At 30.1% G+C, this 23,697-nt stretch carries 20 protein-coding genes; 17 read left to right on the top strand and 3 right to left on the bottom strand.

All coding sequences use genetic code 11. The annotated features are described in order from the left end of the window. The first annotated feature begins 215 nt into the window (after window positions 1–215). The 17 genes from FVE73_RS03870 (at window position 216) to FVE73_RS03790 (ending at window position 20,141) form a co-directional block, all read left to right on the top strand. Window positions 216–887 carry an ATP-binding cassette domain-containing protein gene (locus tag FVE73_RS03870; RefSeq protein WP_018498692.1) on the top strand — a complete coding sequence of 224 codons (672 nt, stop codon included), beginning with the start codon at window positions 216–218 and terminating at the stop codon, window positions 885–887. Further along, entirely contained in the window at window positions 884–1,540 is a 657-nt protein-coding gene (locus tag FVE73_RS03865) for a methionine ABC transporter permease (protein ID WP_018498691.1), read from the top strand. The genes FVE73_RS03870 and FVE73_RS03865 overlap by 4 nt, the downstream gene beginning before the upstream one ends. Continuing rightward, the gene (locus tag FVE73_RS03860) at window positions 1,540–2,334 is read left to right on the top strand and encodes a MetQ/NlpA family ABC transporter substrate-binding protein (RefSeq protein WP_018498690.1); all 795 of its coding nucleotides are present in this window, start codon (window positions 1,540–1,542) and stop codon (window positions 2,332–2,334) included. The genes FVE73_RS03865 and FVE73_RS03860 overlap by 1 nt, the downstream gene beginning before the upstream one ends. Window positions 2,335–2,540: 206 nt before the next feature. Next, on the top strand, window positions 2,541–5,258 hold the full coding sequence (locus FVE73_RS03855; protein ID WP_018498689.1) for a PEP/pyruvate-binding domain-containing protein: 2,718 nt from the start codon (window positions 2,541–2,543) through the stop codon (window positions 5,256–5,258). Between the two features lie 46 nt (window positions 5,259–5,304). After that, window positions 5,305–6,471: a DUF3419 family protein gene (locus FVE73_RS03850; RefSeq protein WP_018498688.1), complete on the top strand. Its 1,167-nt coding sequence runs from the start codon at window positions 5,305–5,307 to the stop codon at window positions 6,469–6,471. Further along, window positions 6,458–7,789 carry a diacylglycerol/polyprenol kinase family protein gene (locus tag FVE73_RS03845; RefSeq protein WP_018498687.1) on the top strand — a complete coding sequence of 444 codons (1,332 nt, stop codon included), beginning with the start codon at window positions 6,458–6,460 and terminating at the stop codon, window positions 7,787–7,789. Before FVE73_RS03850 ends, FVE73_RS03845 begins: the two co-directional genes overlap by 14 nt. 435 nt (window positions 7,790–8,224) lie before the next feature. Next, window positions 8,225–9,253: a GNAT family N-acetyltransferase gene (locus FVE73_RS03840; RefSeq protein WP_018498686.1), complete on the top strand. Its 1,029-nt coding sequence runs from the start codon at window positions 8,225–8,227 to the stop codon at window positions 9,251–9,253. Between the two features lie 18 nt (window positions 9,254–9,271). Beyond that, window positions 9,272–10,783, top strand: coding sequence for an AMP-binding protein (locus FVE73_RS03835; RefSeq protein WP_018498685.1), 1,512 nt, complete (start codon window positions 9,272–9,274; stop codon window positions 10,781–10,783). 26 nt (window positions 10,784–10,809) lie between these two features. Next, window positions 10,810–11,193 carry a hypothetical protein gene (locus FVE73_RS03830; protein WP_018498684.1) on the top strand — a complete coding sequence of 128 codons (384 nt, stop codon included), beginning with the start codon at window positions 10,810–10,812 and terminating at the stop codon, window positions 11,191–11,193. Between the two features lie 37 nt (window positions 11,194–11,230). Further along, window positions 11,231–12,268 (top strand): UbiA family prenyltransferase, encoded by a 1,038-nt coding sequence (locus FVE73_RS03825; protein ID WP_018498683.1) that lies wholly within the window; start codon window positions 11,231–11,233, stop codon window positions 12,266–12,268. Between the two features lie 845 nt (window positions 12,269–13,113). Beyond that, the gene (gene murQ / locus FVE73_RS03820) at window positions 13,114–14,028 is read left to right on the top strand and encodes an N-acetylmuramic acid 6-phosphate etherase (protein ID WP_081617786.1); all 915 of its coding nucleotides are present in this window, start codon (window positions 13,114–13,116) and stop codon (window positions 14,026–14,028) included. A gap of 22 nt (window positions 14,029–14,050) precedes the next feature. Beyond that, the gene (locus FVE73_RS03815; RefSeq protein ID WP_039782330.1) at window positions 14,051–15,412 is read left to right on the top strand and encodes a 6-phospho-beta-glucosidase; all 1,362 of its coding nucleotides are present in this window, start codon (window positions 14,051–14,053) and stop codon (window positions 15,410–15,412) included. Window positions 15,413–15,418: 6 nt separating this feature from the next. Next, entirely contained in the window at window positions 15,419–15,748 is a 330-nt protein-coding gene (locus FVE73_RS03810; protein ID WP_018498680.1) for a PTS lactose/cellobiose transporter subunit IIA, read from the top strand. Window positions 15,749–15,766: 18 nt separating this feature from the next. After that, window positions 15,767–16,075, top strand: coding sequence for a PTS sugar transporter subunit IIB (locus FVE73_RS03805; protein WP_018498679.1), 309 nt, complete (start codon window positions 15,767–15,769; stop codon window positions 16,073–16,075). Window positions 16,076–16,177: 102 nt separating this feature from the next. Next, window positions 16,178–17,521, top strand: coding sequence for a PTS sugar transporter subunit IIC (locus tag FVE73_RS03800; RefSeq protein WP_018498678.1), 1,344 nt, complete (start codon window positions 16,178–16,180; stop codon window positions 17,519–17,521). 30 nt (window positions 17,522–17,551) lie between these two features. Then, a complete protein-coding gene (locus FVE73_RS03795; protein ID WP_018498677.1) occupies window positions 17,552–18,643 on the top strand; it encodes a DUF871 domain-containing protein in 1,092 nt (363 codons plus the stop codon). 82 nt (window positions 18,644–18,725) lie between these two features. Further along, a complete protein-coding gene (locus FVE73_RS03790; RefSeq protein WP_018498676.1) occupies window positions 18,726–20,141 on the top strand; it encodes a PTS transporter subunit EIIC in 1,416 nt (471 codons plus the stop codon). 282 nt (window positions 20,142–20,423) lie between these two features. Here the strand turns inward: FVE73_RS03790 and recR are convergent, their stop codons facing one another. The 3 genes from recR to pfkA all read right to left on the bottom strand — a co-directional run bounded on the left by recR (window position 20,424) and on the right by pfkA (window position 23,656). Next, entirely contained in the window at window positions 20,424–21,020 is a 597-nt protein-coding gene (gene recR / locus FVE73_RS03785; RefSeq protein ID WP_018498675.1) for a recombination mediator RecR, read from the bottom strand. 114 nt (window positions 21,021–21,134) lie between these two features. Continuing rightward, a complete protein-coding gene (pykF, locus tag FVE73_RS03780; protein WP_018498674.1) occupies window positions 21,135–22,559 on the bottom strand; it encodes a pyruvate kinase PykF in 1,425 nt (474 codons plus the stop codon). A gap of 134 nt (window positions 22,560–22,693) precedes the next feature. Beyond that, entirely contained in the window at window positions 22,694–23,656 is a 963-nt protein-coding gene (gene pfkA, locus FVE73_RS03775; protein WP_018498673.1) for a 6-phosphofructokinase, read from the bottom strand. Window positions 23,657–23,697: the final 41 nt, after the last annotated feature.

Here is a 23,697-nt window from a genome sequence, read left to right as displayed (position 1 = left end):
AGTGAAATACAAGGAAATATTTGTTTTCGATTTTTGTTCCCCTAAAAAATAGAAAACCGTGAAAATATCGAAAAAAATTACTAAATTTTCATTATTTCTGTTCCTTAAAACAGAATTTACTTTTTTTCAAATAGTATTCCCTTATTTTAAAAAATATGATATAATTTTGAAGTTATTACATTTTAAAATTAAATACAAAAATAATTGGAGGTGAAATGGTAGAACTTAAAAACATTGAAAAAAATTATATTGGCTTTGATTTAAAAATAAATTTAAAGATTAACAAAGGAGAAATCTTTGGATTAATTGGACAGTCAGGAAGCGGAAAATCGACAATTTTAAGAATTATTCAAGGAATTTTGAAAGCTGATAAAGGAGAAATTAATATTGCAAAGAATACTGAAATTGCTTATATTTTTCAGGAATTTAATCTTTTGTATAACAAAAATGTCTTTGATAATGTTGTTCTTCCGTTAATTTTAAAGAAAAAGTTTTCAGCTGAAAAAATTGAAGAAGTTTTGAAATTTGTCGGGCTGTCTGATAAGAAAAAATCATTTATTTCTTCCCTTAGCGGCGGTGAAAGGCAGAGAGTGGCGATTGCCCGTGCATTAGTGACAAATCCGCAATTACTGCTTTGCGATGAAGTTACAGCTTCTTTGGATAAATCTGTAAAAGATGAAATTCTTGATTTATTTGAGGAAATAAATAAAAAATATGGAACGACTATTTTAGTTGTTACTCACGAACTGGAAGTTGTTAAAAGGCTGTGCAACAGAGTTGCAATTATTGAAAAAGGTAAAATTACAGATATTTTCAATGTTAATCAGAAGGATTATGAAAAATCAAATAAAAGTTATGCCGATTATGTGAGGGAGGTTCTGAAATGATAGATAGCGAATTATTAATTGCAGCAAAGGACACTTTTATAATGGTTCTTATTCCTACAATATGTGCGGTATTTTTAGGGATTCCTTTAGGAGCTCTTGTATTTTTGACTGATAAAGGCGGAATTAGGGAAAATAAGTTTATAAATATTCCATGCAACATTTATATAAATGTAGTCAGAAGTTTCCCGTTTTTAATATTTGTAGTTATATTGATACCTCTCACACGATTAATTTTTGGTACTGCCTTTGGACTATTTCCTGCAAGTTTTCCAATTTGCTTTGTAGCTGTGGCACTGTATGCGAGATTTACAGAACAATCCTTTTATGATGTGAATAGCGGGATAATTGATGCGGCTTTGTCAATGAAGGCAAGTGTATTTCAGATTGTGTGGCATTTTTTGCTTGTTGAAGCGAGAAGCAGCCTTGTGCTTGGTTTAACTTCAGCAATTATCAGCTTTATCTCATACTCTACTGTAATGGGAGTTGTCGGTGGAGGCGGAATTGGCGACTATGCAATGCGATATGGATACAACGAATACAACTATGCCCTTGTATACAGGGTTGTGGCGATAATGATAGTCATTGTATTTTCGATACAGATTATTGGAAACAGAATATCAAAAAATTTAGATAAGAAAAGGAGAATTTACTAATGTCAAAAAAATTATTAATTTCATTAGCTGTAATATGTGTGCTAATTTTAGCATTTGTTGGAATAAATTTAAAAAAGGATAATGTCATCAGAATAGCTGCAGCTGGATATCCGATGGATGAAATTGTGAAAATAGCAGCTGAAGACTTAAAAAAGGAAGGTTATGATGTAAAAATTACTGTATTAACAGATTATGTTACTGCAAATGTTGGTTTAAATGCCAAAGACTTTGATGCAAACTTTCATCAGCACGAACCATTTATGCAAGTTTTTAATAAGAAAAATAACGGAAAACTTGTAAAAGTTAAAGGAATTTATGATGTTTATGTAGGTTTTTATTCAAAAAAATACAAAAATAAGGCAGAAATTCCAAATGGAGCAAAAGTTGCCATTCCAAACGATGTGACAAATCAGGATAGAGCCTTGAGAATACTTTCAGATGAAGGTTTAATTGAGTTGAAGCCAAAAGATGGACTTTATAATTTGAATGATGTCATTAACACAAAGAAAAATTTCAAATTTATGGCAGTTCCTATTCCATCACTAGTCCAAGCATACCAAGAAGCTGACTTAGCATTTAACTGGCCATCACATATGCTAAAAATTGGAGTTCACGTAAAAGATGCCTTATTCATTGAAAAAAATACAAATGGTAAATACGCTGTAAGTCTTGTAGCAAGAGAAGATAATAAAAATAGTAAAAAAATACAGGATTTAACAAAAGCTATGACTTCTGAAAAAGTTAAAAAGTTCATTAAAGAAAAATATGCTGGACAAGGATTCCCTGTGTTTTAAAAAATAAAAATATTTTATAGCCATTTCAAATTAACATTCTACTCAAAACTTAAAATTTATTGAGTTTTCATGAGTTTAAATTTATAAACTTTTGAATACAGGTTGCTCTACTGAGAGCAACTTTTTTTATGAAAAAAGTTTTAAAATTAAACATAATGAGGTATAATATAAAATAAACATATTTTTTAGCAAAGGAAAATAAAATTATGAAATATATTTATAGTGTTGATAAACTAAAAAATCATAATGAAAACACAGTATTTGAGGAAAAAATTGGTAAAAAGGCTCAAAATTTGCTTGAACTTGCTGCCAATGGATTTAATGTCCCACATTTTTCAGTCATTACTAACAGATATTTTAAGGAAATTATACTAAAAGAAATTGAAATATATAATCAAGAAGCAGGAAATAATGATGAAATTAAGGATTGGGAGGCTGTATTCAGCGAAAATACCGAAAGAAAAATTGAAAATATAATTAGAATTATAAAAAATCATAAAATTAAGGAAGAATTTGAAAAGGAAATAGAAAATGCACTAAATGAAGAAAGTTATTATGCTGTGAGATCATCTTCAATTGAGGAAGACAGCAGCAATTTTTCATTTGCTGGACAGTTTGAAACGTACCTTTATGTGAAAAAAGAAAATATGTTGGAAAAAATAAAGGAAGTTTGGATTTCTTCATTTTCAAATCATGTTATGAAATACAGAAAAGAAGGGAAAATAAATAATGAAATAAATGTTCCAGCAGTAATAATTCAGGAAATGGTTAATTCTGAAAAGGCGGGAGTTGGATTTAGTGTAAACCCTGTAAATAATAATTATGACGAAGTCGTTATTTCTGGAACTTATGGACTGGGAACAAGCATAGTTGACGGAGATGAAAATGGAGATCTGTTTATATATAATAAAAAAACGAAGGAAATTAAAAAGGAGATAAGAACTAAAAAAATAAGACAGGTTTTAGATTTTGAAAATAAGAAAATAAAAACAGAAGAAATAAATATTGAAAAGGAAATATTAAATGACAGTGAAGTATGTGAACTAGGTGAAAATATCATAAATATTGAAAAATATTATGGAAAGCCTCAGGATATGGAATGGGCATTTGAAAAGGAAAAGCTATATATATTGCAGTCAAGACCTATAACTACATTGGAAAAAACAGACAAAAAAACATATAACACAATAATATGGGATAACAGCAATATTGTAGAAAGCTATCCTGAAATTACATTGCCTCTCACATTCAGCTTTATAAGAAAGGCATATTCCGACGTCTATAAAAGATTCTCAGAAATAACAGGAGTGCCTGCCAAAGTTGTGGAAAGTTATCAGGATATTTATGATAATATGCTTGGATTGCTAAAAGGGCGGGTTTACTATAACTTGATAAACTGGTATAAACTTTTGATGCTGTTTCCAAATTCTAAAGGCAATAGTAAATTTATGGAACAAATGATGGGAGTAAAAAAGGAATTATCCAAAGAAAATCTGAATGAGAATTTGCTGGAAGCTGAAGGGAAAATGACAGGCTTTGAAAAATTTAGAAATAAACTGGAAAAATATAAGGCTGGATTTATATTATTTATGAATATGTTTCTTATTGAAAAAAAGGCTGAAAAATTTTATAAGATTATTGATGAAAATCTTAATGGTAAAAATAGCGATTTAAGTAATAAAAATATAAAAGAACTGAAAAAATATTACAAGTTTCTTGAAAATAAATTTTTGAAAAACTGGGAAATACCTATTATAAATGACTTTCTTGTAATGGTTTGGTTTGGACTTTCAAAAAAAATGGCTGAAAAATATATAAAAGATGATTTTGAAAAGGCACACAACACGCTTATTGCTCAAGAAGGAAACAGCATGATTAGTGTTGAACCATCGAAATATATAAAAAAAATGAGCCTTATGATAAAAAATGACAAATCTTTAAAAGATGAAATAAGAAATATAATAAACAAAAACGAAAAATCACTTATTGAAATATTTAAATTAACCCAAAATGCAGAATTTAATTCTACTTTGAATGAATATATGGAAAAATTTGGTGACAGGACAGTCCACGAACTGAAACTGGAAGCACCAACATTAAGGGAAGAGCCTTTATTTTTAATAAAAATGATATATTCGCTTTCAATAACAGAAAATGTTCAGGAACATGCTAAAAGAAACATATTGGAAGAACAGAAAAAAATATATGACAGCCTGAAAATAAATCCTATAAAAAAATATTTATTGAAAAAAACTTTATTTTATGCGAAAAAATTTATACGATTAAGGGAAAATTTGAGATATGAACGGACAAAGGTTTTTGGAACAGTCAGAAAGATTATGAAAAAAATGGGAGTACATCTGAAAAATAACAACCTTATAAATAATGAAAAAGATGTATTCTACCTTACTGTCGATGAAATTTTTGGACTTGTTGACGGCTCAATAATTGATGTTGATTTAAAAAAACTTATAGAACTGCGAAAAGAGGAATATAAAAAATACGAAACAGAGGCAATTCTTCCTGATAGATTTTTAACAAGAGGATTCCTAGGAGAAAACTTTTATTATGAAGATTTGGCAGGAAATTCTCAACTCGATGAAAATACTTTGCAAGGGACTGGATGTAGCAAAGGAATTATAAAAGGAAAAGTAAAAATTGTCTTAAATCCTATGGATACTCAAGTTGAAGACGGAGATATCGTTGTTACAAAATCTACAGATCCAAGCTGGGTTATGGTTTTTCCTTTATTGAAGGGACTTATAGTAGAAAAGGGAAGCCTTTTATCCCACAGTGCAATTATTTCACGGGAAATGAACATCCCTGCCATAGTAGGAGTACAAGGGGCAACAAGTATTCTAAAAACAGGAGATATGGTTCAATTTGACGGAAGTACGGGAATTATAAAAAAATTGAATGACTGATTTTTATTAAAAATGTAAAATTACAAACAAATTAGGAGGAACATAATTGAAAAGTGAAGTAAAAGAAAATAAAGTTGATTTTTCTTTGATAAGATACTCCCAATGTTGGGAAGATACTGAAATATTACTTGAAAGCCTTGATATTAGTGAAAAAGATGTATGCTTTGGGATTTTGTCGGCAGGAGATAATGTGTTTTCGTTGCTTGCTGAAAATCCTGAAAAAGTGGTGGCTCTTGATGTGAGTTTTCCCCAAATTGCTCTTGCTAAACTTAAAAGGGAAATTTTTAAAAATTTTGATTATGAAGAAATGCTGGAATTTATGGGAGTTAAAGATTCTTCTGAAAGAATTGGGATGTATGAGAAAATACGTGAAAAACTTGAGAAAGATGTGAGAGATTATTGGGATCTTAATAGGGAAGCAATTGAAACTGGGGTGATTCACATTGGAAAATTTGAAAAATTCTTTAAAATTTTTAGGGAAAAGATACTTCCTTTGATACATAATAAAAAAAGAGTGGAAGGGCTTTTTGAGAAAAAGTCAAGGCAGGAAAGAGAGGAATATTATAATAAACATTGGAATAATTTTAGATGGAAACTGATGTTTAAACTGTTTCTTTCTAAATCTATAGTTGGAAAATTTGGAAGGGATAAGGAATTTTTCAGGTATGCAGAAAAAGATATTTCTGAAGAGATGAATAAAAGAAGCAAGTATGCCCTTTGCGAGCTGGACAGCTATGAAAATCCTTATATTCATTATATTATGATGGGAAATTACCGTTTAGACTGCCTGCCTTACTTTTTGCGAGAAGAAAATTTTGAAAATATTAAGAAAAATCTTCATAAATTGGAAATTGTCCAGAATTCTGTTGAGGAATATCTTGATGGAGTAGATTTTAAAATAAACAAATTTAATTTGAGTGATATATTTGAGTATATGTCTTTGGAAAATTACAGAAAATTAATGCAAAAAATTTATGATAATGCTGATAATAATGCTATATTGGCATACTGGAACTTGATAGTGGAAAGAAATTCGGCAAAATTAAATTATACAGAAAATGAAATGAAGGAAAATATAGAAAACAAAAAAAATAATATTGGAAAAAATTTTCAAAGAATGGAAGAATTTGATAAAAGACTTCATAAAAAGGACAAAACGTTTTTTTATACTGATTTTGTAGTTGAAAAGGTGATAAAGTATGGAAATAACTAAGATGATACTTGTTTTTATTGGTTTTATAATGTTTTTTCTTTTGCTGAATAAACTTGAAAAAAGTGAAACGTTAAATTCAGAACTTATACGAAAAATTTTACATATAGGTTCGGGATTTGGGGGACTGGCTCTTCCGTTTATATTTGAGAAAAAGAGTTCAGTTATAATACTCGGAGTGATTTTTCTTACGGTACTTATTTCCATTAGATTGATAAAAAATAAAATAGCTGGATTTAGAAAAGTTTTGGAAACAAAAAATAGGAAAACATTTGGAGATATATATTTTATTATAAGCATTTTAGGATTATGGATTGCGTCAAGCGAAGATAAAATAATGTATTCTCTTCCGCTTATAATACTTATGTTTTCCGATGCCTTTGCAGCTCTTATCGGGGAATTTTATAGTAAATATAAGTTTGACACAGGATTTGGAACAAAGTCGGTAGAAGGATCTGTGACATTTTTTCTTACAACATATTTTATTTGCATAAATTTCTTTTTATTTTTCAGTAACATTAAAAGTATAAATATCGTGCTTGTTTCACTACTTTTAAGCATTCTTGCAATGATTCTTGAAATGATTTCGTGGAATGGGCTGGATAATATTTTTGTCCCGCTTTTCGTATATTTATTCCTAAAATTAAACTTATATTTAACAGCGAGAGAACTTATGTATAAACTTTGGGTAATAGTTATGCTTCTTATAATTATAATATTAAATAGAAAAAAAACTACTCTTACAAAAGTTGCCCAAACTGCAAGTTTATTTTTCCTTTATATCGTTATGATTATAGGTGGAATAAAATGGGTTGTTCCGCCATTAATAATGTATCTTGGCTATTATCATTTTACACCAAAAGTTAGAGGACAGGTTAAAGACTCGTTAAAAGGACTTTTAACAATAGCATTTACCACATCAATGTGGCTTGCTATGAGCATTATACTTGATAAAAATAAAATGTACCTTATTTATATATTTACCTTTTCACTGCATTTTGGAATTATAAATTTAATAAGAGATAATGCAGGAAATGTAAAAAGAGAAACATTCAGAATGAATTTTTTGATGGAAAGTATAGGGAAGGCATTTGTTTTCTTTATAATAAATTATCTTGCTTTGTCAAAAATGTTGGATTTTAAAATGCTAATTGGAATAATAATTTTTATATTTGGCGGAATATTTATTTACGAAACAAGTATGAAGTTTTTTTATATTATCGAAAAGGAAAAGGAACTTAGCGGAGAATCAAAAGTATTTATAGCTTCTGGAATAGTTTTTATCTGTTCTATGTTGCTATTAGGAATTGGAATGTTATAAAAACTTACTATTTAAAATCGAATATTTAATAAATCAATTTATTTTTAGACATATTAGGGTTAATACTAAACTTCGTTTAAAAAATATGAACAAATTTTTATATCAGGGTTATTTGATAAGTAATTCATATTCATTCAACTTTTTTTCTTATTTCCGTAGGATTGCTCATTGCCGCAAATCCTACGACCTATGGCTAGTCTACGACATTTTTCTGCACTGACAAAAAACTCGCTATGCTCAAACAGTTTTGTCATCACAAAAAAATGCTCCGACAGATTAATTTATACCATACTCTGTAAAAAAATACATCTTGAATTATTTGAAAATACTAGATTTATATCCTTTAATTAAAAAAGTTTGTAATAAATTTGTTGTTTAAATGGGATTTAGTATAATATAAATAAGATAAATTATAAAAAAGGAGAAAATTTAAAAATGAAAATCAAGCAATACACAATAACAGAAAATAACCAGATAAATAAAATCAATTTAGAAAAATACATTATGGAAAATAATATTTCACAAAATGAAGTTCCAAAAATACAAATAGAACGTCCGTCTGAAATTATTGTTTTTTATAATGAAAACAAAGAAATAGCTGGAAGTCTTAATTTATGGCACAATCGTCCTAATTACAATGGAAGAAAAACATCATATATAGGAAATGTAAATATACATGAAAAATACAGAAAAAATGAAGATAAGCTTTTTAATAAAGTATTTAAAGAACTCAAAAAAAAGGGGATAAAAACAATAATAGGTCCTTTAAATGGAACTACTTGGAATACATATCGGTATGTTACGGACAAGAGAAATCATCCACCGTTTCTGATGGAGCCTTTTAATGAAGAATATTATGTGGAATTATTTAAAAAAATTGGATTTGAACCGCTTGCTTATTATATTTCTACAATAATGGAAAATATGAATCCTGTTCAAAGGGGGCATTTATCTAAAAAAATTGAAAAATTGAAAAAATTTGACTATTATAAGGATACGACAGTAAAATCTGCGGAAAATAATGATTTAATCACTGTGCTGAATAAAGTTTACGACTTGACAATTGAGGCATTTAAAAATAATTTTCTGTATTCTGAATTGGATAGAGAAATATTTTTGAAAATATACATGAACTATGAAGATAAAATTGTAAAAAAATTTTTTAAAATGCTTTATCTCAAGGACGAATTAATTGGCTATGTGTTTGGAATACCTGATTATGCAGAGCTTGAGTATAAAGGAAAAATAGAAACGATGATACTCAAAACAATTGCGATTTCTCCCCAATATAATGGAAAAGGGATGGGATATATCTTGATTGATGAACTTGTAAAGGAAGCGGAAAAATCAGGTTATAAAAATGTGATTTATGCTTTGATGTATGAAAAAAATATATCTAAAAATATAGGATTGCTATTGGGAGATGAATTGAGAAGATATACTTTGTTTGTAAAGGAACTTTAAATAAAAGGCGGTATAAAAATGACAATAGTTGACAAAATAAAAGAATTAAGAAGTCTGTATCCAGATAAGTCAGCTTTATTTGACTTGCATACAGGCAAAAAAGTTACTTTTACCCAAATAGATGAAAAATCAAATTATGTATGTGATTATTTAAGGAAAAAAAATTTTAAAAAAGGAGATAAAATTGTAGTTTTTATTCCAATTGGAGTGGAATTTTACCTGATTTTAACAGCAATATTTAAAATGGAAATACAAGCTGTATTTATTGACCCTTATGCTGGAATTGAGCATATTAATAAATGTTGTGAGATGATTTCGCCTGATGGGATAATTGGGAGCAGGAAGACACTTTTGAAGGGATTTTTTCTAAAGGGAATCAGAAAAATTGGGAAAAAAATTAATTATATTAAAGTGATGAAATATTCTGAAAAATTTTTAATAAATGAAAAAATTAAAAATTATGAAAAAATTGAAGAAAATACACCAGCTCTTATCAGCTTTACAAGCGGAAGTACTGGATTTCCTAAAATTATTATGAGAACTCATAAATTCTTGCTGGGGCAGCATAATGTGCTTGAAAAAAATATAAAATTTGAAAAGAAAACATCAGTTTATTCTTCATTTCCAATATTTCTTTTTTCCCACATTGCCACAGGAACAACTACTTTTATTCCTGATTTAAACTGGAAAAAACCTGCAGAATCAAATTTTAAAAATATTGTTCAGCAAATAATGGAAAATAATATTCAGAACGTCATCCTCCCTCCTGCAATATTTCAAAATATTGTAAAATTTTGCAAAGATGAAAAAATAACGCTTGAAAATGTTCAAAAGGTATATACAGGCGGCGCTCCTGTTTTTTACAGCCTTATGAAAAAAATTAAAGAAGTTTTTACAAATGCAAAAATTACAGCTTTGTATGGAGCATCAGAAGCTGAGCCAATATCGGTATTAAATTTTGATGATATAACAAAAGAAGATATTGAAAATATGAAAAATGGAAAAGGACTGCTGGCTGGGAAAATAGTTAATGAAATAGAGCTCAAAATAGAAAAATTAAAAAAATCAAACAATGTTAAAGATTCTTCAGAATTAAAAGGTGAAATACTTGTAAGGGGAGAAAACGTGGTTAATGGTTACCTAAATGTTGAAAAAAATCCTGATGAAAACTGGCACAGGACAGGAGATATGGGATATATTAACAAAAAAGGGCAGCTTATGCTGCTTGGAAGGGTTAAAGGGCTAATACAAATTGAAGAAAACATTTATTATCCTTTCACTATAGAAACTGCCTTTTCATTTTGCAAAAACTTGAAAAAATCTGTCCTTACTTCAAAAAATAATAAATTGTATCTCTTTACTGAAAGAAATCCTGAATTTAAAGGAGATTTGTCTGAGGATAATGAAATTAAAGAATTAAAAGAAAAATTTGGAATATTTAAAATAATTGAAACTGAGATTCCAATGGATAAGAGGCATAACAGTAAGACAGATTATAAAAGGCTGGAAGAGATAGTTGAAAAACTTTAAAAATTTAAATTCAGAAAGGAAATTTTATGAAAACAGAAGCAAAAGAATTAATTCAGGAGGGATTAAAATTATTTTCATTATATGATAGAAGATCTTTGAAAAGATTCTATCTTTCAGCAGAAAAGAGTGAGGCAGACTTGTCATATCTTGATGAAAAGTATCAGACTCATATACGTTCTAAAGCAAGAGGACTGTTTTTTGATTTTTTAGGAGGAATTATAGAAGGCATTGCAAGTTCAGGAAGTCCGTTTAGTCATTCTCTGGATAGAGCGATGACTATTGAAAAGCGTGAACAGTATAATGAAAAAAAATTAATATTAAGGTATAAAATTAAAGATTTTATTGAAAGTACACCAGTAGACAGTAATACAGGATATTTACTTTCCATGATTGACTTCTATTGTCAGTAAAATCTATTTATATATAATATTGTAAGAGGAGAAATAAATGAGTCAAAATAATATAAATTCAAAAAAATCAATAATCCAAAATATAAAAAACTTCAAAATATATCTGAATGAACGGTTTCCATTAGGAAAAAACTCAATTTTTGTACTAATTTTTACTTTGTCAGGATATATCTATACAGGATTACTATATAATTCAAAAATCATTAATCAGATTTTTTCAAAAGAAATTAAAGTGCCAATGCCTTGGCATAAAATAGTTGCTTTATTTATCATAATTTTTATGTTTTTCTTACAATTAAGAATTACAGATGAATTTAAGGATTATGAAGAAGATTTAAAATACAGGGCTTACCGTCCTGTTCAAAGAGGAGTAGTAACTTTAAAAGCATTGGGAAAAATAGGAATTGCTACTGTTATTATACAAATAATTCTTGCGTATGTTATAGATTTTAAAATTATATATTTTATGATAATAGTATGGTTTTATATGTTTTTAATGGCAAAGGAATTTTTTATAAAAGAGTGGCTTACAAAAAGAATTTTAATTTATGCTCTATCTCACGTTGTAATAATGATTTTTATTACTCTTGTTATTGTAAATGCTACACAATATATCATATTAGGCGAAGCAGAAAATATTTTTAAATTTGGAGCGTTGCAATGGTATAGACATAATATTGATATTGCCCTAATTCCTCTTTTTGCATTAAATTATCTAAACGGAATTGTTCTAGAAATTGGAAGAAAAACGAGAAGATCTGATGAAGAGGAACATGGAGTGCAAACATATAGTAAACTTTGGGGGAGAAAAAAAGCTGTGGTTATTTTAAGTCTACTTTTTATTATTGAATATTTTCTTGTCATTCTTGGGCTTGCCCATACTTATGAAAAATATTTTTTCTTTGGTGGATTAACATTGCTTATAATATTGATAGTTTCGATATATTTTATGGTAAAATTTTTGAAAAAGGATTTATCAGGAAAAATTGTGGAGACTGTGTCGGGACTTTGGATTATTTTTTCAAGTATGTGCATGGGGTTTCTTCCATATTTTGTATTTAGTTTAATAAAATAAAAAGTATAAATTTTATATTGGCTGTATCTGTTGTTTTTAACAAATAAATTTAATCATCTATAAATAAGCAAGAGTGTAAAAAATAATTATGCTCTTGTTTTTTTACTTCAATTTTTTAAGTTTCTAAAATTCACCAAATCTAAACTTTATACTATTTCACATTTAAAAAGCAAAAAATCAAAAGAATTATACAATTAAAGCTTTTTTTACAAGATTGTGTTATTATACAATTTATGTAACTATTAAAATATCCTTTAATTAAATTTTATCATTAAGTATCCATATAGAGGATTTTTATTTAAATTTTTAAAAGTTTCTTATTGTTAATAAATATTTTTTCATAATCTTATATTTTTTCTTTTTATATGGCAAGGGAAATCAATCGCCATTTCCCTTGCAACCCTGGCTCCGAAGCGAGTTTTATTTTTTCTTTATAAGAAAGTTTTGCGTAAAGCGGGGCAGTTCGTAGAACGTTTCGCCATTATCTCTAAGTAGCAGCCAGTTATACATGTTAAAATAATTGTTATTGCGAAAAAGGGCATGGCGTTTGATGCCCTTACGTTACAAAAAAATTGAATAAAAAAATAGAAAAAACATTTATTAATCATAATATTTTTAAACTAAAATTATAAAAGTCCTTAAGATGGATATTTGATTTTTTTAATAAGACTATCAAATTAATTGTTATAAAATTTTATTCCTATTTTTTTTAATAGAATTTAAGTTTATCAGTACTTTTCTTCTCTTTTAAACAAATTTTTTAGATAAATTTAAAAATAGACTTCCATTTGAGAAAAATCGAGATATAATTATAACATAGACTGACCTAAAGGAAGTGGTAAATGATGATCGAGCTGGAAAAATTGTCTACTGAAGAAAATAATCCAAGCAGCAAGGATATTGAACTGCAGGATAGCCTTGAGATTGTGAGAAGAATAAATGAGGAAGACAAGAAAGTGGCATTTTGCGTAGAAAATGAACTGGGCAGTATTTCACGGCTGATAAATGCTATTTTGTCAAAATATAAAAAAGAAACTAGAATTATATATATTGGGGCTGGAACATCAGGCAGGCTTGGAATACTTGATGCTTCGGAATGTCCTCCTACTTACGGAGTTTCCTTTGAGAAAGTTCAAGGAATAATTGCTGGTGGAAATGAAGCGATATTCAAGGCTAAGGAGAACGCTGAGGATAGTCCTGAACTGGGAAAACAGGATTTGCTAAATATTAATCTTACTGAAAATGATGCAGTTATAGGACTTGCGGCTTCTGGCAGAACTCCTTATGTTTTGGGTGCCATCGAATATGCAAACAGTATTGGTGCAGTTACAGGAAGTATAACTTGCTCAAAAAACTCTGAATTATCAAAGGTTAGTCAATATTCTATAGAAGTCCCTGTTGGAGCTGAAATTGTTACAGGCTCTACCAGAATGAAAGCGGGAACAGCACAGAAAATGATACTTAATATGATTTCCACAACAATTATGATAAAACTGGGAAAAGTATTTTCAGGCTACATGGTGGATGTAAAAACTTCCAATCAGAAACTGGTTGAGCGGGCGAAAAGAATAATAATGAAAACTACTGGGGCTGATTATGAAATTGCAAGTTCTGTTTTGAAAAAAGCCGGAAATGATGTAAAAACAGCTATTTCTATGATACTTTTGGATATTGATAAAGATATGGCAATGGAAAAATTAAAACAATACGATAATAATGTGGCAAAATTGATACATGAATATTCTGAAAAAAATATTTAGCAATTTAGAAAGGATTGAAAAAATGGGAAAAAAAGACGGAATTAAAATTGTAACGATTGGTGGAGGCTCTAGCTATACTCCTGAACTGATAGAAGGATTTATTAAAAGGATAAAGGAATTGCCAGTAAGGGAAATATGGCTGGTTGATATTGAAGAAGGAAAAGAAAAATTAGAAATAGTTGGAAATTTGGCTAAAAGAATGGTGGAAAAGGCTGGTATTGACTGCAAGGTTTATTTGACGCTGGATAGAAGGGAAGCTATAAAAGATGCGGATTTTGTGACTACTCAGTTTCGTGTGGGGCTGCTTGATGCGAGAATTAAAGATGAAAGAATACCATTTGAAAACGGACTTTTGGGACAGGAAACAAATGGGGCTGGAGGAATGTTTAAGGCATTTCGTACAATTCCTGTAATACTTGATATTGTAAATGATATAAAGGAACTTGCTCCAAATGCCTGGCTCATTAACTTTACAAATCCAGCTGGAATCGTAACAGAAGCTGTACTAAATTATGGAAATTTTGAAAAAGTTGTCGGACTTTGCAATATTCCAGTACATACTCAGATGGATTGTGCAAGCCTTTATGAAAAAGATATTAGCGAGTTTAAATTCCAATTTGCAGGGCTGAATCACTTTGTCTGGTACAAGGTTTGGGACAAGAAAGGAAATGAACTTACGGCGGATTTATGGGATAAAAGGCAGGATAAGGAAAATCTTGGCGTAAAAAATATTGTAAGCATAAATTACGATTATGATCAGATAAAAAATTTGGGAATGTTGCCTTGTGACTATCATAGATATTATTACTTACAGGATGAAATGCTGGCTGAAGGGCTGAAATCATATAAGGAGAATGGAACAAGAGGGGAAATTGTTAAAAGAGTTGAAGCAGAACTTTTTGAACTTTACAAGGATGTAAATTTGAAGGAAAAACCTAAACAGCTTGAACAAAGAGGTGGTGCTTATTACTCTGATGCAGCTTGTGAACTGATTAGTGCTATCTACAATGATAAAGGCATAATAATGGCGGTAAATACTAGAAATAAAGGAGCTATCGCAGATTTACCGTATAATTCGGCAGTTGAAATTTCCTCATACATTACAGCAAGCGGGCCTAAACCAATAACATTTGGTAAATTTCCAAATGCTGGGCAGAGAGGATATATTCAATTAATGAAGGCAATGGAAGAACTGACTGTGGAAGCGGCTGTTACAGGAAATTATTACACCGCATTGCAGGCTTTCACTACAAATCCATTAATTCCTGGAACTACAATTGGAAGAAAAGTTTTGAATGAACTTCTGGATGCACACGAAAAATATTTACCACAGTTTAAGGATTATTATGAAAATAGAGAAAAATATCAAAAGGGAGGAAAATAAAAAATTATGGATAAGGAACAAATGGAATTAGTTGTATTTGAAATTGTAAACAGTGCTGGAATGGCAAAAGGACTGGCTTATGAGGCATTGGGTGAAGCGGAAAAGGGAAACTTTAAAAAGGCGGAAAATTTATTAAAAGAAGCGGATGAGGCGCTGCTGTCGGCTCATAATATTCAAACCGACATAATTCAGGCAGAAGTAAATGGAGAAGGAATTACACCTTCAGTTTTGTTTGTTCACTCGCAAGACCATTTAATGACAGCGATTGAAGCTAAAACATTAATTGAAGGAATGATAAAAATGTATAAAAGAATTGATAAACTTGAAAAAAAATAAAAATTAGGAGGATTTAAAATGAAAGTATTATTTGTATGTTCGCTAGGAATGTCAAGCGCAGTGGCGGTAAAAGCACTAGAAAAGGAAGCAAAATCAAAAGGTGTAGAAATTGAAGTAAAGGCTGTAAGTACACAGCAATTTGAAGATGAAGTGAAAAATGGATATGACGTGGCAATGGTTGCACCTCAAATAAGACACAGATTTGATATATTAAGTGCACAAGCAAAGGAAGCCCAAGTACCTTGCGCAATGATTACGCCACAAGGATATAGCCCACTTGGAGGCCCTAAATTATTAAAACAGATTCAAGAATTATTATCCAATTAATAAATTTTAAGATATTAAATTTTACTAAAAATCTCAATTTCTTGAAACTAATTATTATTTAAATGAATAAAAAAAATATTTTAATAGGAAAGGAAGTAAATTATGGCAGTTTTAGAACAACTTTCAATAAAAATGGCAAAAATATCAGAACAAAGACATTTAAGGGCAATACGGGACGGTATAGTTTCTACATTGCCACTAATCATTGTCGGATCAATATTTTTAATTTTAGCGTTCCCACCTTTTCCAAAAGAATGGGCAATCTCAGTTTTAGCAAAAAAACATGCAGTACAAATGCTACTGCCCTACCGTATGACAATGTTCATAATGGGACTTTACGCAGTTATGGGAATCGGTTACAGCCTTGCAAAATCGTATAAGTTAGACGGAATCACAGGGGCAATCCTCTCAGTCTGCGCATTTTTGCTTACAATCATGCCAAAAATGATTAATCCGATTGAAGTGATAAATCAAACTATTGGTGGAAAAGCAGTACAAATTATTGTTGAAGAGGGTACAAAAGGCTCTCAAATTATTCAGGAAGATATTGGGTATGCTCTGCAAATGTCAAGATTAGGCTCTGCAGGCTTATTTGTAGGAATAATAGCGGCAATATTTGCAGTTGAAGTATATAGAATGACTACAACAACTGGATTTAGAATAAAAATGCCTGAAGCTGTGCCAGAATCAGTTGCACGTTCATTTGAAGCCTTAACTCCAGCGGCAATAATTATTTTCACATTGACAATTTTGACTTACTGGCTAAATATTGATTTACACGATATAATAGGCTCAATTATAAAACCTGTCCTGAAATTTAGTGATTCATGGTTTTCTGTAATACTTATCGTATTTATGATTACATTCTTCTGGAGCTTTGGAATTCACGGTGATTCAATTGTCGGATCTGTTGTACGTCCATTGTGGCTTATGCTTCTTGAACAAAATGCTACAGCTTTGGCAAATGGACAAAATATTCCTCACATTGCGGCAGAACCTTTATACCAATGGTTCATTTGGATTGGCGGTTCAGGAACAACAATAGGATTTGCACTATTACTGCTACTTAAATCAAAATCAACTTACGGTAAGACACTAGGAAAAGCAGCAATCCTTCCTTCAATATTCAACATAAACGAACCAATTATTTTTGGAGCTCCAATCGTATTGAATCCTACATTATTGCCGCCTTTTATAATTGTTCCAATAGTTAATGCCTCTATCACTTATTTTGCAATGGTAGCAGGACTGGTAAACCGTGTAACTTCAACACCGCCTTGGACTCTACCTGGACCAATAGGAGCATTTTTAGCAACAAATGGAGATTTTAGAGCAGTTATTTTAAATATACTTCTTATTATAATTTCTGTTGCAATTTACTATCCTTTCTTTAATGCCTATGAGAAAAAATTATTGGCAGAAGAACATGCTGAAGCACAAGAATAAAAATAGATAGAAGAAGGGAAATAACACAAAATGAGAAAATTAGGAATTTCTATTTATCCTGGAAAGACAACTGAAGAAGAATTGATAAGTTATATTGACAAATCTTTTGAAGCTGGCTTTAGCCGAATATTCAGTTGTTTGCTTTCTTCTACAGAGGATAAAGAAATAATTTTAAAAAAATTTAAAAAAGTAAATTATTATGCTAAAGAAAAAGGGTTTGAGATTATTCTGGATGTAAATCCAAGAGTTTTTGATGATTTGGGAATCAGTTATGATGATTTAACTTTCTTTAAGGAAATGGGAGCTGACGGAATTAGGCTTGATATTGGATTTACTGGATTGCAGGAAAGCATTATGACATTTAATAAAGAAAATTTAAAAATTGAAATAAATATGAGCAACGATACTCATTATATCAATACAATTATGGATTATCGCCCAAATAAAAATAATCTAATAGGATGCCATAACTTTTATCCTCATATCCACACAGGATTAGGCTTGGAATTTTTCAAAAAATGTACAGAAAATTTTACAAAATATGGATTACGAACAGCCGCATTTATAACTTCACAATCTAAAAACAGTTTTGGTCCTAAGCCAGTAACACAAGGATTACCAACTTTGGAAATGCATCGTAATTTACCATTGATAGTTCAGTTCAAACATTTTATCGCATTAGAAACAATTGACGATATAATTATTTCAAACTGCTATCCAACTGATGAAGAATTAGAAGAATTTAAAAAGGTACGTAAAGATATGGTAAGTTTCTCAATTGAACTTGAAAAAAATGTTCCTGAAATAGAACAAAAAATAATTTTTGATGAATTTCACTTTAATAGAGGTGATATTTCTGAAAATCTAATCCGTTCTACAAATAGCCGTGTAAAATATAAAAAACATAATTTTAAAATTTTTAATGCTCCTGAAATAATAAAAAAGGGAGATATAATTATTGAAAGTAGCGAATTTGGACATTACGCAGGGGAACTTTTGATTGCAAAAACAGAAATGAAAAATACTGGAAAATCAAATGTTGTTGGAAAGATAGCAGATGAAGAAATATTTTTAATTGACTACATCAAACCTTGGCAAAAATTTTCTTTTGTAAAAAAATAAAAATGTCTCTATCTAATAGATTTATCTTTAACTATTTAATTAAAAGATTTTGAAACTTCAACTTACAAAGGAGATGAGCATTATGGATGCCAAAAAAACAGCAAAGGAAATTTATCAAATTTTAGGAGGCAAGGAAAACATTGCTTCAAACGCAGTCTGCATGACAAGACTTAGAGTTAAAGTTAAAAATGAAGTAGATTTAGAAAAGTTAAAAAAAGTTGATGGAGTACTGAACGTAGTAAATGCTGAAACTTTACAGATAATACTAGGGCCTGGAAAAGTAAATGCAGTAGGAGATGAATTTTCAAAACTTAGTGGTATTGCTCTAGGATTTTCAGATAGTAACGTAAAGGATGTAGCAAGTGAAAATAAGAAAGTAAATAAACAAAAACATAATGGCCCTGTCCAACGATTTCTTCAAAAAATTGCAAATATATTTGTACCTCTATTACCTGGAATAATCGCATCAGGGTTAATAATGGGCCTTACAAATGTAATAAATGTTGCAACAAAAAATGCTTATAATACAGTATGGTGGTTTGCTGCGATAAGAAGTATCGGATTTGTTATGTTTGGATATCTTGCGATTTATGTAGGAATGAATGCAGCAAAAGAATTTGGCGGAACTGCAGTGCTTGGTGGAATTATGGGATCAATATTTATCACAAATCCAGCCTTACCCTTACTTCTTAAAGTAGAAGACAAGAGTGCAGTTATACTTCCTTTTACAGGTAAGCCTTTTGCACCTGGAATGGGAGGACTGCTTGCATCGTTATTTATGGGTATAGTAGTTGCATATTTAGAAAAAAATATAAGAAAGATAGTTCCTGTAATGCTTGATACATTTTTTACTCCTCTTTTAACTTTAATAATAGGTGTATTTATAGCCCTAATAATAATTCAGCCTTTAGGAACTGTTGTAACGGGCTTCATATTCGCTATTCTTGATTTCTCATATAAGAAATTAGGAATATTGGGAGGATATATACTGGCAGCTGGATTCCTTCCTTTAGTTTCAGTTGGACTACATCAAGCTTTAACTCCTATACACACCTTACTTAATGATCCGACAGGACCTACAAAAGGAATTAACTATCTGCTTCCTATACTTATGATGGCAGGTGGGGGACAAGTTGGAGCAGGAATTGCAATTTATATAAAAACTAAGAATCAACGGCTTAAAAATATGGTAAGAGATTCTATTCCTGTTGGAATACTTGGAATTGGCGAACCATTAATGTATGCTGTAACTTTACCATTAGGAAAACCATTTATTACAGCCTGTCTAGGCTCTGGAATTGGTGGGATTCTTGCAGTTCTATTCCACTTAGGAACAATTTCTCAAGGTGTCTCAGGCTTATTCGGACTTCTTATTGTTGTTCCGGGAACTTGGATTTACTTTATAATCGCAATGCTAGGAGCTTATGCAGGCGGATTTGCACTAACTTATTTATTTGGAATTGATGACGAAAAGATAGAAGAAATGTATGGAAAATAAATAAAAGAAATTATAACTAAATTTTTTTTTAATATTTCTAGCTGAAGCTAAAATAACAAGTTAGCCATTCTATAGCTAATCAATATATTTTTACTTTAATTTTTAAGCAGATTGATTATAATTCTGAATTACTAAACTATGGGCTATTTCATTTAATCTTTTATTGAAATTAGCCCATATTGTTTTTTTTATTTTTTGGATTTAATTTCTGCATTTTTTCTCAAAAATTTTCTTCCTTTTGTTTTAAAAACTCAAAATAATTTTAAATATAAATTTAAAAGATTAATCTGCATCATCCACATTGACTCTACCCTCAAGCGATTTCCCCAACGTCGCCATATCAGTATATTCAATATTTCCACCCATTGGAATACCACTTGCAATTTTTGAAATTTTAACATTTTTTTCTTTTAGAAATTTTGTCAAATATAAGCTTGTAGTTTCACCTTCCAAATCAGGATTTAAAGCCAATATGACTTCTTTAACACTCCCATCCAGCCGATTCATCAACTTTCTCAAATTCAAATCTTCAATAGTAACCCCATTTAAAGGATCAATTTTTCCACCTAAAACGTGATAAAGCCCATTATATGTTTCAGATTTTTCAAAAGCAATCACATCCCGTACTCCTTCAACTACGCAAATCACTTCCTTATCTCTTTTTTTACTAGTACAAATCTCACATATATCATTTTCAGATAAATTTCCACAGATCTTACAATGTTTAATATTCGTATGTGAATCCTTTATTATTTCTAGCATTCTATCAACATCAGCTTCACTTCTATCAAGTACATCAAATGCAATTCTTGCTGCACTTTTTCTCCCAATTCCAGGTAATTTTGCAAAAACATCAATTAAATCATCTAATTTTTTCATATTTTTTATTTCCTCTCTTTTTTAATCTTAAATAATTTTAAAAAAGGGAAAGGCATAAAAACCGTTTCCCTTATAAAAATATTTATGATTAAAATGTCAAACAATCAAACTAAATTATTCTCCAACTCTTTCTACTCTGAATGTATTAGTTGTTCCTTCTTTAGAAATTCCAGTAACTAATACTACTAAATCACCTTTTTTAGCTTCTTCGTGATTAGCTGCAATTTCTCTTGCTTTTGCAAAAAAGTCATCAGTTTTATCTAATCCTTTTTCTACATAAGCTCTAACTCCTCTTACTAATGCCAACTGTCTAGCAGTTTGTTCATTGTCAGTTAATGCGATTATAGGCACAGTTGGTCCATATTTTCTAATCATCTTAGGAGATCTTCCTGTTTTTGTCCAACATACGATTAATTTAGCATCCAATGATTGTGTAGTACTTACTGCACCGCTTGAAATTGCTTCTGTAACAGAAATATCTGCTCCTGGAGTTTCAACTGGTTTGAATTTTTTAAACTCATCTGTTCTTTTTGAAATAGTAGCCATCATTTTAACAGCTTCTACTGGATATTTACCTTTTGCTGATTCTCCTGATAACATAACAGCATCAGTACCGTCTAAGATAGCGTTAGCAACGTCTCCTGCTTCTGCTCTTGTAGGTCTTGGGTTTCTAATCATTGAATCTAGCATTTGTGTAGCTGTAATAACTGGTTTTCCAGCTTTATTACATTTTCTGATCATCATTTTTTGCATGAAAGGAACTTCTTCAGCAGGAACTTCTACTCCTAAATCTCCTCTTGCTACCATGATTCCATCACTTAATTCCAAGATTTCATCGAAGTTGTCAACACCTTCTTGGCTTTCAATTTTAGGAATAATTTGAATATTTTTTCCACCATTATCATCTAATACTTTTCTTACTTCAGCAACATCAGATGCTTTTCTTATGAATGAAGCTGCTACAAAGTCTACACCTTGTTCACAACCAAATTTCAAATCAGCAATATCTTTTTCAGCTAATGCTGGTAAACCAACTGAAACATCTGGCAAGTTTACACCTTTAGTTTCTCCTAATTCTCCAGTATTTGTAACAACACATTCAACTTCTCCAGCTTCTTTGTTGATAGCTTCAACTTTTAATCCAACTAAACCATCATCTAATAAAACAGTACTTCCAACTTTTAAGTCGTTTACAATTCCAGGATATGAAACTGCAAATTTACTAGCATTTCCGACAAAATCATAATCAGTTGTCATAATTACTTTTTTACCAGTTTCTAGTAATACATCGTTTCCACCTTCTAATTTTCCTGTTCTGATTTCAGGACCTTTAGTATCTAATAAAATCCCTATTTCTTTACCTGTTTTTTTCATTACTTCTCTAATATTTTTAATTCTTTGTCCGTGTTCAGCAAAATCACCGTGAGAGAAGTTTAATCTCATTACGTTCATTCCACTTTCTACTAATTTTGTCAACATTTCAACACTTTCAGTTTTTGGACCAATGGTACAAACAACTTTAGTCATTTTAATTTTCATTTTTCCTCCTAAAATTTAATTTAAAATTTTCATTGTCTTAAATTATCAATGAATTCTTACTAAAAAGCAAGAAAGTTCATTTACATCTTGTTAAAATAAAAAAATTACTAAACTAACATAATTTTTTTACTAAATTATAATGATAACATATTTGCAATTGCATAATCAGCTGCAGATGCTTTTGAATAATTTTCCCAAGCATAAGATAATTTATGAGTTGTAACTTCTTCGCTTTGGATTCCAACCATTAATCCACCTTTTCCTTCTTCAATTAACTCAACAGCTCTAACACCCAATCTTGTAGCTAAAATTCTATCAAATGCTGTTGGAGCTCCACCTCTTTGAATATGTCCCAAAATTGTAACTCTTATACTTGTGTCAATTCTTTTTGATAATTCTTCTTTAAGCTGAACAACATTTCCAACACCTTCAGCAACAACAATTATGTCATATAATTTACCTTCAGCACGTCTTTTTTTGATTACTTCAGCTAAATCATCAATTGAGCTTTCAGTTTCAGGAATCATAACTCCACTTGCTCCTCCTGCGATTGCAGAATAAAGTGCTAAATCTCCACAGTTTCTTCCCATTACTTCAACTAAATATGTTCTTTCGTGAGAAGTTGCCGTATCTTTCAATTTTGAAATTGCATCCAATATAATATTTAATGCTGTATCATAACCAATTGTATAATCAGTTCCAGCTATATCATTATCAATAGTTCCTGGGATTCCGATTGTTTTGATTCCATGTTCTTCATATAAGTAATGTGCACCATGGAATGATCCATCTCCACCAATTACAACTAATCCGTCAATTCCATATTTTTTCAAATTAGCTGCCGCTTTTGCCCTAACTTCAGGATCTTTAAATTCAGGCAATCTTGCTGATAGTAAGATCGTTCCTCCTTTATCAGCAATTCCACTTACATCTAATAATGTTAATGGAGTGATTTGATCTTCAAGCATACCTTTATATCCTCTTTTTATACCATAAACTTCCATACCTTTGTTGATGGCAGCTTTTGTCACAGCTCTTATCGCTGTATTCATACCTTGTGAGTCTCCTCCACTTGTTAAAATTGCGATTTTTTTCATTGTACTTTTTCTCCTTCTATGACATTTATGATTATTCAAAA

It is taken from the genome of Leptotrichia wadei (assembly GCF_007990545.2).
In the GTDB taxonomy this organism is placed as follows: Bacteria; Fusobacteriota; Fusobacteriia; order Fusobacteriales; family Leptotrichiaceae; genus Leptotrichia; species Leptotrichia wadei.
This window is presented reverse-complemented; position numbering and strand designations above follow the sequence as displayed.